At 59.2% G+C, this 7,859-nt stretch carries 8 protein-coding genes; 2 read left to right on the forward strand and 6 right to left on the reverse strand.

The annotated features are described in order from the left end of the window. Positions 1–89: 89 nt before the first annotated feature. Complete coding sequence (gene dtd / locus HMCN_RS0116430) at positions 90–539, reverse strand: D-aminoacyl-tRNA deacylase (protein ID WP_025918405.1); 450 nt, start codon at positions 537–539, stop codon at positions 90–92. A gap of 9 nt (positions 540–548) precedes the next feature. Beyond that, complete coding sequence (gene tyrS / locus HMCN_RS0116435; protein WP_025918406.1) at positions 549–1,820, reverse strand: tyrosine--tRNA ligase; 1,272 nt, start codon at positions 1,818–1,820, stop codon at positions 549–551. A gap of 150 nt (positions 1,821–1,970) precedes the next feature. Here tyrS and HMCN_RS0116440 point away from each other — a divergent pair, with 150 nt between their 5' ends. After that, complete coding sequence (locus tag HMCN_RS0116440; protein WP_025918408.1) at positions 1,971–3,344, forward strand: M23 family metallopeptidase; 1,374 nt, start codon at positions 1,971–1,973, stop codon at positions 3,342–3,344. Between the two features lie 119 nt (positions 3,345–3,463). Next, the gene (locus HMCN_RS0116445) at positions 3,464–4,612 is read left to right on the forward strand and encodes an anhydro-N-acetylmuramic acid kinase (protein WP_025918409.1); all 1,149 of its coding nucleotides are present in this window, start codon (positions 3,464–3,466) and stop codon (positions 4,610–4,612) included. 161 nt (positions 4,613–4,773) lie between these two features. Here the strand turns inward: HMCN_RS0116445 and erpA are convergent, their stop codons facing one another. The 4 genes from erpA to rplM form a co-directional block, all read right to left on the reverse strand. Then, complete coding sequence (erpA, locus tag HMCN_RS0116450; protein ID WP_025918410.1) at positions 4,774–5,124, reverse strand: iron-sulfur cluster insertion protein ErpA; 351 nt, start codon at positions 5,122–5,124, stop codon at positions 4,774–4,776. A gap of 114 nt (positions 5,125–5,238) precedes the next feature. Continuing rightward, entirely contained in the window at positions 5,239–6,276 is a 1,038-nt protein-coding gene (gene argC / locus HMCN_RS0116455) for an N-acetyl-gamma-glutamyl-phosphate reductase (RefSeq protein ID WP_025918411.1), read from the reverse strand. A 192-nt stretch (positions 6,277–6,468) separates the two neighbouring features. Next, positions 6,469–6,861, reverse strand: coding sequence for a 30S ribosomal protein S9 (gene rpsI / locus HMCN_RS0116460; protein WP_025918412.1), 393 nt, complete (start codon positions 6,859–6,861; stop codon positions 6,469–6,471). Positions 6,862–6,870: 9 nt separating this feature from the next. Beyond that, entirely contained in the window at positions 6,871–7,299 is a 429-nt protein-coding gene (gene rplM / locus HMCN_RS0116465) for a 50S ribosomal protein L13 (protein WP_025918413.1), read from the reverse strand. Positions 7,300–7,859: the final 560 nt, after the last annotated feature.

Genomic DNA, 7,859 nt, shown 5'->3' on the forward strand with positions numbered 1-7,859 from the left:
TACGTTATTTTAATAATCACAGTAAATTACTGCGAAAAACCAGTATTTTAAGGCATACCCCACAAAAAAATCCATAACACGCCGGGATCTCAGGCAACCGGCCTGACCTGCAGCCAGAACGTCACCGGGCCGTCGTTGGTCAGCGTGACTTGCATGTCGGCGCCGAAGTGCCCGCTCTCCACCAGCGGATGCCGCAAGCGCGCCTGCGCCACGAAATAATCGAACAGGCGGCGGCCTTCCTCGGGCGCCGCCGCCGGCGTAAACGACGGCCGGGTGCCGGATTGGGTGTCGGCCGCCAGCGTGAACTGCGGCACCAGCAGCAAGCCGCCCTGCACTTGCGCCACGCTGCGGTTCATCTTGCCGGCGTCGTCGGCAAACACGCGGTAGGCGATCAATTTCGCCAGCAGCGCATCGGCCTGCTTGAAGCCGTCGCCGCGCTCGGCGCACAGCAACACCATCAAACCGGCATCGATGGCGCCGACGGTGGCGCCATCGACCGCCACCCGGGCCTGCGTCACCCGCTGCAGCAATGCAATCATCGCGCCGCCTTACGCCAGCGTGACGCGGGCAAACTTGCGCTTGCCGACCTGCAGCACCATGGTGCCAGCTTCCACCTTCAAACCTTTGTCGGAAATCATGTTGCCGTCAATCCGCACTCCGCCCTGCTCGACCATGCGCAGCGCTTCCGAGCCGGAGGCGCACAGATTGGCCTGTTTCAGCAGTTGGCCGATGCCGAGCGGCGCACCGGACAGGCTGAGCTCCGGGATCTCGTCCGGAATGCCGCCCCTGGAGCGGTTGACGAAATCGGCCAGCGCATCGACCGCCGCCTGGGCCGAATGGAAGCGCGCCACGATCTCCTGCGCCAGCGCCACCTTGACATCGCGCGGATTCTTGCCGGCCGCGACTTCGGCCTTGAAACCGGCGATCTCGGCCAGTGAACGGAACGACAGCAGTTCGTAATAGCGCCACATCATCACGTCGGAAATGCTCATCACCTTGGCGAACATGGTGTTGGCCGGCTCGGTGATGCCGATGTAATTGTTTTTCGACTTCGACATCTTCTCGATCCCGTCCAGCCCCTCCAGCAGCGGCATGGTCAGGATGCACTGCGGTTCCTGGCCGTAATCCTTCTGCAGTTCGCGCCCCATCAGCAGATTGAATCTCTGGTCGGTGCCGCCGAGTTCGAGGTCACTCTTCAAGGCCACCGAATCGTAGCCCTGCATCAGCGGATACAGGAATTCATGCACCGAAATCGGCGTATTGGCCTTGAAGCGCTTGTTGAAATCGTCGCGTTCCATCATGCGCGCCACCGTCGAGTGCGAGGCCAGCTCGATCAGGCCACGCGCGCCCAGCGGGTCGCACCATTCGGAGTTGTAGCGGATTTCGGTCTTCTCGGCATCCAGCACCAGGCTGGCCTGCTTGAAGTAGGTCATCGCATTCAGTTCGATCTGCTCCCTGGTCAGCGGCGGGCGCGTCGCGTTGCGCCCGGACGGGTCGCCGATCATCGAGGTGAAGTCGCCGATCAGGAAGATCACGTTATGACCCAGATCCTGCAACTGGCGCATCTTGTTAAGCACCACGGTATGGCCCAGATGCAGGTCGGGCGCGGTCGGATCGAGCCCGAGCTTGATGCGCAGCGGGTTCCCGCTGCGTTCGGCGCGCGCCAGCTTCTGCGCGAATTCGGTTTCGATCAGCAGTTCGTCGACGCCGCGCTTGGTAACGGCGAGCGCCTCCTGCACCCGGTCCGACACCGGCAGCGTTGCTGTCGTTCCGGATGGTGCTGCGCGATCGGCTGGGGCGGATTGGGATTGAGCGTTCATGTTTTTAACTTTATTCCACTTTCAAAGGCTAACGGGTGCTGACGATTTCGACTTTGCTATAATCCTTGACTATTTTCCACCTTGCCGCTAGTCAATACAAAAACAATAAGAAAACGTATCCGCACGAAACGACAAATTTTAACTGATTGCATGCAACCAAATCATAAATACCTGAGTCTCGACTCGGCCCGCAGGCTGGTGTCGGGCACCTCGCGCAAGACCCGGATCATCTCGGCCACCGCCCTGTTTCTGACGGCATGCGCGTTCGGCGCCATCGGCGTCGCGCCGCTGGCGCCGGACGCCTCCGATCTGCCGGTCAACACCATCGAGCAGCAACTGGCGCTGCCCAACCTGGCGCAGCAAATCGCGGCGCTCGAGCAATCCGCCCCGCAATACTTCATGCGTGAAGAAAAAGTCCGGGCCGGCGATACGCTGGCGACTTTGCTGGGCCGGCTCGGCATCAACGATGCGGCAGCGGTGAATTTCATCCAGTCCGACAGCACCGCGCGCAGCGTGCTGCAATTGCACGCCGGCAAGAGGGTGCAGGTACAGACCGCCGACGACGGCAGACTGCAATGGTTGCGCACCCAGGTCGCCAGCGGCCGCGACAGTCCTGCCAGAAACCTCTTGATTGCGCGCAATGGCAACAACTTCAAGGCCGCGGAAGAAACCGCGGCGGTTGAAATGCGGGTCGAAATGCGCTCCGGCCGGATCAATTCATCGCTCTTTGCCGCCACCGACAGTGCCGATATCCCGGACCCGATTGCGAGCCAGATGGTCGACATGTTCTCCACCGATATCGACTTCGCCTCCGACTTGCGCAAGGGCGATCGCTTCAATGTGATCTATGAAACCTACTGGCAAAACGGTGAATTGGTGCGCACCGGACGGGTGCTGGCCGGTGAATTCGTCAATGACGGCACCACCTACCAGTCGGTCTGGTTCCAGGAACCGGGCAGCAAGCAGGGCGGCGGCTATTACGGCTTCGACGGCAAATCGCTGAAAAAGGCCTTCCTCAAGTCGCCGCTCGAATTCTCCCGCATCTCATCCGGCTTCTCGATGCGCAAACACCCGATTCTGGGCCAGTGGAAACAGCACAAGGGAGTCGATTTCGCCGCCCCGACTGGCACTCCGATCCGCGCTTCGGGCGATGGCGTACTGGATTTTGTCGGCACCCAGAACGGCTATGGCAACTTCATTGTCATCAAGCACTGGAGCAATTATTCGACCGCTTACGGCCACATGAGCCGTTTTGCACCCGGCATGCACAAGGGCAGCAAGGTCAGCCAGGGCGACGTGATCGGTTATGTCGGCGCCACCGGTTGGGCTACCGGCCCGCATCTGCATTACGAATTCCGTGTCAGCAATGAGGCGCTCGATCCGATGTCGGTCAATGTGCCGAACGCGCAGCCGATGACGGCGGCCCAGTTGCAGCAATTCCGCAAGGTAACCGGCGACATCATGCATCGCTTCGCCCTGCTGCGGCAGCAGGACAACCCGGTCAAACTGGCTCTGGCCAGGTAGCTTGGCAGCCATGGCGGAGTGCAATGCCCGCCACGGCGATCACGCTGCAAGTACAAACGGTGGCTGCATGACTCCAGCCACCGTTTCTTAAATATCAGTCTGCAATACGCGATTCACTTATGCCGAAATCCTGCTCCGACAATTTGACCATCGGCCTCATGTCCGGCACCAGCCTGGATGGCGTGGACGGCGTGCTCGCCGCCTTCGCGGCCGATGGCGGCAGCCCGATTCGGGCCATCGCCAGCGCGTATATCCCGTTTCCGGATGCGCTGCGGGCCGAACTGCTGGCGCTGCAAACGGCCGGCCATAACGAGATCGAACGCGAAGCGCTGAGCGCCAATGCGCTGGCGCATCATTACGCCGCCTGCGTCGAACAGGTGCTGGCCAGAGCCGGCTGTAGCGCCGGCAGGATTAGCGCGATCGGCGTGCATGGCCAGACCATCCGGCACCGTCCCGAACTCGGCTATACCCGCCAGACCAATAATCCGGCGCTGCTGGCTGAACTGACCGGAATCGACGTCATCGCCGATTTTCGCAGCCGCGACATCGCCGCCGGCGGCCAGGGCGCGCCGCTGGTGCCGGCCTTCCACCAAGCGGTCTTCAGCCAGACCGGAGAAACCCGGGTAGTCGCCAATATCGGCGGCATCAGCAACATCAGCGTACTCGGCGGCAGCGGCAATGCCGGCATGCTCGACACTATCGGCTTCGACACCGGCCCCGGCAATATGCTGCTGGATGCCTGGATCGCCCGCCACCGAGGCTTGCCATACGACGCCGCCGGCGCCTGGGCCGCCAGCGGCACGGTGCTTGCAGCGCTGCTGCAGGCGCTGCTGCGGGAACCATATCTGGCAGCGCCGCCGCCCAAGAGCACCGGACGCGACCTGTTCCATCTGGCATGGCTGGACGACAAGCTGCAAGCCTTCCCGACCGTAGCGGCAGCGGATGTGCAGGCGACCCTGAGCGCATTCACCGCCGCCAGCCTGGCCGACGCCATTGCGCGTCATGCCAGCGGCGCGGCCGCAGTCTATCTGTGCGGCGGCGGCGCCTACAATGCGCACCTGGTCGCGCAACTGGCTGCTGCCCTGCAGATGCGCGAACAGGATGCTCGCGTGCTGTCCACCGATGCGCTGGGCGTGGCGCCAACCCAGGTCGAAGCGCTGGCCTTCGCATGGCTGGCGCAACGCTTCCTGCAACGCCAGCCCGGCAACCTGCCGGCCGTCACCGGCGCCAGCGGCTTGCGCATTCTGGGTGCGCTATACCCCCACTAAAGGAATTTCGCCGCCACATATACGGCAGCCTGTATTTTTCAATACCGCATATTTTACATATGGAAACAGCATATTTTACGATATACCCCATGCAATAAAGAATAATTCAGGAACTGAAAAAGGACGCCGGCGGCGTCCTTTTTTGGGTGCTGCACAAAGACTCAGACCGAGAATGAAGAACCGCAACCGCAAGTGCTGCTGGCGCCCGGGTTCTTGATTACGAACTGTGCCCCTTCCAGGTCATCCTTGTAATCGATCTCGGCTCCGACCAGATACTGGTAGCTCATCGAATCGATCAGCAACTGCACGCCATTCTTGCTCATCGTGGTGTCATCTTCATTGACGACTTCGTCAAAAGTGAAGCCATACTGGAAGCCCGAGCAGCCGCCGCCTTGGACGAAGACGCGCAACTTCAACTCGGGATTGCCTTCTTCGGCGATCAGGTCAGCGACTTTTTGTGCGGCGCTGTCGGTGAAAATTATCGGCGCAGGCATTTCGGTAACGGCATTCATTTCAGACTCCTACTAAGGGACAATATAAAAAGATTATAGGCGCTTGCCGCAACTCATGCATTGGACGCGCCCGAATACGTTCCGGGACTTTCCCGCGCCTGCCAACACATTACATCAAGGCAAGACCGGCACATGCAGCAAACCGGTGGTTTCAGGCAGACCGAACATCAGATTCATGCATTGCACCGCTTGCCCGGATGCACCCTTGACCAGATTATCCTGCACCACCAGCACTACCACCGTGTCGCCGTTGTTGGGCCGGTGCAGCGCCAGGCGCAGCATGTTGGAAGCACGGGTGGAGCGGGTTTCGGGATGGCTGCCGAACGGCATCACATCGACGAACGGCTCGTCCCGGTAGGCTTGCTCGAACAGCGCCTGCAGCGCCTGGTTGTCGATTTCCGTAGCCAGGCGGGCGTACAGGGTCGAATACATGCCGCGTATCATCGGCACCAGGTGCGGCGAGAACAGCAAGCCGACCTTTGCGCTGGTCATGCGCTGCAGCTGCTCCACCGTTTCCGGCGTATGGCGGTGGCCGGAGATGCCGTAAGCCTTGAAATTATCGCCGGCTTCGGCGAACAGGAAGCCGATCTCGGCCTTGCGGCCGGCGCCCGAGACGCCGGATTTGCAATCGGCGATCAGGTGCGCCGGGTCGATCACGCCGGCCTTCAGCAACGGCGCAAAACCGAGCTGCATGGTGGTCGGATAACAGCCGGGGTTGCCGACGATGCGGGCGCGCTTGATCGCGGCCCGGTTCAATTCCGGCAAGCCGTAGGCGGCTTCCGCCAGCAAGCCTGGGCAACTGTGCGGCATGCCGTACCATTTTTCGAACTGTGCGGTGTCCTGCAGGCGGAAGTCGGCGGCCAGATCGATCACCTTGACGCCGGCATCGAGCAACTCCTGCGCCTGCGCCATGGCGACTCCGTGCGGGGTGGCGAAGAACACCACGTCGCACTCGGTCAGGCGGGCTTTTTCCGGTGCCGAGAAGGCCAGCGCCACGCGCCCGCGCAACGACGGGTACATATCCGCCACCGGCACGCCATCTTCCTTGCGGGAAGTAATGGCAGCGAGTTGGGCTTGCGGATGGGTCGCTAACAGGCGCAGCAATTCGACGCCTGTGTAACCGGTGCCGCCGACGATACCGACTTTGATCATGTTCTTTCCTGATTGCCTGAACTTAATTTGACATTTTAACAGCGCACAGCGCGAATCGTCATAAAGGCCCTGCTGGCAGAATCGGCTTTCCCCATGAAAAAAGCCGCCGGGGATAAACCTGGCGGCTTTTGCTTTTTTCGACCGGGACACAGCCATGCAAATAATGCAGGCCGCGTCGCAACGCCGAAAAGATTAACGCTTGGAGAATTGCTTTGCGCGACGTGCTTTGCGCAGACCAACCTTTTTACGTTCAACTTCACGCGCATCGCGTGTCACGAAACCGGCTTTCGACAGCTCTGGCTTCAAAGTTGCATCGTAGTCGATCAGAGCGCGGGTGATGCCGTGACGTACCGCGCCAGCCTGGCCGGACTCGCCGCCGCCGTGGACGTTGACCTTGATGTCGAAACGCTCGAGGTTGCTGGTCAGTTCCAGCGGCTGACGAATTACCATCAGACCGGTTTCGCGCGAGAAGTATTCGCTGGCAGGTTTGCCGTTCACGATGATCTGGCCTGAGCCGACCTTGATGAAGACGCGAGCCACTGCACTCTTGCGACGGCCGGTTCCGTAATTGTAGTTACCGATCATGTCTATTCCTTAGAGTTCAAGTGCTTTGGGTTGCTGCGCAGCGTGCGGATGGGAACCTTCCGCGTACACTTTGAGCTTCTTGATCATCGCGTAGCCGAGCGGGCCTTTGGGCAGCATGCCCTTGACCGCTTTCTCGAGCGCGCGACCTGGAAAACGCTGTTGCATCTTCAGGAAATTGGTTTCATAGATACCGCCTGGATAGCCAGTGTGGCGGTAGTATGTTTTTGCAGTTGCCTTGGTGCCAGTGACACGCAGCTTGCCGGCATTGATGACGACGATGAAATCGCCTGTATCGACGTGCGGGGTAAATTCCGGTTTGTGCTTGCCGCGCAGTCGGAGTGCCACTTCGCTGGCAACACGTCCGAGGACTTTGTCCGTCGCGTCAATCACCAACCACTCGCGCTTGACCTCATGGCCCTTAGCGGAAAAAGTTTTCATGTTGACTTCCTAACTAGATTAACTCGCTCAAATTGGTGGTTCCGTACCATCGCTGCCGACCGTGCGGACTCGCCCTTATTTACTTCCCTGAGCAAAAGGAAAGCCGCAAATTATAGCCCCTTCAGTGATAGGACGTCAAATCCGGTGAGAACGCCGGCACGACCTGGACCTGGCCGGAATGCTGCGGGCAAAAAAAACCCGAAGCGCGTAGGTTTCGGGTTGAAATCCACACCGATTAGGATGGTGGAGGAGACAACTGCATGATTGGCATTGCGGATTTCCACTGTGACAATCGATGGCCTGATTATAGTCAAATTATTGTGCGCCGCAAGAAAATTTTGACATAATTCAAAAATATTTCTGCATGGAAATACAAGTTCAGCAAATAAATCCATATAAATCAATTAGTTAAACAATGTTTTCACACAGAAAGTATATATTTTACGGAAATTGTAATATTGCATCGCAACATAACAGGATTATCCAAAATACAATGAAGCGTTATCGGACTTTGTCCAGTCCACGTTACAATAAACGACTATTTTTTACTTAGTGAGAAC

The sequence above is a fragment of the Herminiimonas sp. CN genome (genome assembly GCF_000622895.1).
GTDB lineage: Bacteria > Pseudomonadota > Gammaproteobacteria > Burkholderiales > Burkholderiaceae_D > AVCC01.

Bases quoted from the DNA above. Each gene is read 5' to 3' on its own strand.
- dtd (WP_025918405.1), bottom strand. From the start codon at position 539: ATGATTGCATTGCTGCAGCGGGTGACGCAGGCCCGGGTGGCGGTCGAT.
- tyrS (WP_025918406.1), bottom strand. From the start codon at position 1,820: ATGAACGCTCAATCCCAATCCGCCCCAGCCGATCGCGCAGCACCATCC.
- HMCN_RS0116440 (WP_025918408.1), top strand. From the start codon at position 1,971: ATGCAACCAAATCATAAATACCTGAGTCTCGACTCGGCCCGCAGGCTG.
- HMCN_RS0116445 (WP_025918409.1), top strand. From the start codon at position 3,464: ATGCCGAAATCCTGCTCCGACAATTTGACCATCGGCCTCATGTCCGGC.
- erpA (WP_025918410.1), bottom strand. From the start codon at position 5,124: ATGAATGCCGTTACCGAAATGCCTGCGCCGATAATTTTCACCGACAGC.
- argC (WP_025918411.1), bottom strand. From the start codon at position 6,276: ATGATCAAAGTCGGTATCGTCGGCGGCACCGGTTACACAGGCGTCGAA.
- rpsI (WP_025918412.1), bottom strand. From the start codon at position 6,861: ATGATCGGTAACTACAATTACGGAACCGGCCGTCGCAAGAGTGCAGTG.
- rplM (WP_025918413.1), bottom strand. From the start codon at position 7,299: ATGAAAACTTTTTCCGCTAAGGGCCATGAGGTCAAGCGCGAGTGGTTG.